2 protein-coding genes are annotated in these 1,666 nt (G+C 63.8%); both read left to right on the top strand.

Annotated elements, in window-relative coordinates; translation table 11 throughout:
• The first annotated feature begins 13 nt into the window (after positions 1-13).
• Positions 14-763: an electron transfer flavoprotein subunit beta/FixA family protein gene (locus KTN04_RS16520; protein WP_217336322.1), complete on the top strand. Its 750-nt coding sequence runs from the start codon at positions 14-16 to the stop codon at positions 761-763.
• Between the two features lie 11 nt (positions 764-774).
• Positions 775-1,666: electron transfer flavoprotein subunit alpha/FixB family protein (locus KTN04_RS16515; protein ID WP_217336321.1), on the top strand; the 892-nt coding region annotated here is incomplete at its 3' end.

Here is a 1,666-nt window from a genome sequence, read left to right as displayed (position 1 = left end):
CGAGGAATTGAACATGAAAGTACTGGTACCGGTTAAGCGCGTCATCGACTACAACGTCAAGGTGCGCGTCAAGTCCGATGGCTCCGGCGTGGATCTGAACAACGTCAAGATGGCCATTAACCCCTTTGATGAAATCGCCGTGGAAGAAGCGGTCCGCCTGAAGGAAGCGGGCACCGCCACCGAAGTGGTGGTGGTCAGTGTCGGCCCGAAAGCGAGCCAGGAAGTGCTGCGTACCGCGCTGGCGGTGGGTGCCGACCGTGCCATTCACCTGGAGACCGATGCCGACCTGGAGCCGCTGGCCGTGGCCAAGTGCCTCAAACAGGTGGTGGCCGACGAGCAGCCGCAGCTGGTGATCTGCGGCAAGCAGGCGATCGATGACGACTGCAACCAGACCGGCCAGATGCTGGCAGCCCTGCTGGGCTGGCCGCAGGGTACCTTCGCCTCGGAAGTGGCGCCGGAAGGTGAGGTCATCAAGGTCACCCGCGAGATCGACGGCGGCCTGGAAACCCTGCAGCTGACACTGCCGGCCGTGGTCACCAGCGATCTGCGCCTGAACGAGCCGCGCTACGCCTCTCTGCCCAACATCATGAAGGCCAAGAAGAAGCCGCTGGCGTCCAAGCCGGTGGCGGAACTGGGCATCGACGTGGCGCCGCGCCTGAGTGCTGTCAACTACGCGCCGCCGGCGGCCCGCCAGGGTGGCATCAAGGTTGAAAGTGTCGACCAGCTGGTGGACAAGCTGCGCAACGAAGCCCGTGTGATCTGAAGGTGACGATAATGAAGACTCTTGTAATTGCAGAACATGACAACCAGCAGCTGAACGCGGTGACCCTGAACGTAGTGGCGGCAGCCGCACAGCTGGGTGGTGATGTGGACATTCTGGTGGCGGGCCAGGCCGCCGGCGCCGTGGCCGAGCAGGCGGCCGCCGTGGCCGGCGTCAGCCGCGTGTTGAGCGTACAGGCCGAGCATTACGCCGCCCAGCTGGCCGAAGAGCTGGCGCCGCTGGTGGTCCAGACCGTGCAGCAAAACGGCTATCAAGCTGTGCTGGCGCCAAGCTCCACCTTTGGCAAGAACCTGACTCCGCGCGTGGCCGCGCTGCTGGATGTGGCGCAAGTCTCTGATGTCATTGAGGTTAAGGGTGTTGGCAGCTACATCCGACCCATATATGCTGGTAACGTCATGCTGACCGTCGAGTCACAGGAAGTGATTCAGGTGCTGACCGTGCGTCCGACCGCCTTCGATGCGGCCGCGCAGGGGGGCAGTGCTGAAATCGTGACCACCGATGCCGCTGAACCTGCCGGCCTGTCCGCGCTGCTGGGCCGTGAACTGAGCAAGTCCGACCGTCCCGAGCTGGGGTCTGCCGATGTGGTGGTCTCCGGTGGTCGCGGACTGGGCGATGGTGACAAGTACCGTGAAGTGATGGAGCCGCTGGCCGACAGCCTGGGCGCCGCACTGGGGGCTTCCCGCGCCGCCGTGGATGCCGGTTTCGTGCCCAACGATTATCAGGTCGGCCAGACCGGCAAAATCGTGGCACCGCAGCTGTATGTGGCGGTGGGCATCTCCGGTGCCATCCAGCATCTGGCCGGCATGAGTGATTCAAAAGTGATCGTCGCGATCAACAAGGACCCCGACGCGCCGATCTTCCAGGTGGCCGATTACGGCCTCGAAG

Source organism: Marinobacterium weihaiense, from assembly GCF_019061305.1.
In the GTDB taxonomy this organism is placed as follows: domain Bacteria; phylum Pseudomonadota; class Gammaproteobacteria; order Pseudomonadales; family Balneatricaceae; genus Marinobacterium; species Marinobacterium weihaiense.
This window is presented reverse-complemented; position numbering and strand designations above follow the sequence as displayed.

Excerpts from the sequence above, each read along its gene's own strand:
- KTN04_RS16520 (WP_217336322.1), top strand. The coding sequence starts at position 14 with ATGAAAGTACTGGTACCGGTTAAGCGCGTCATCGACTACAACGTCAAG.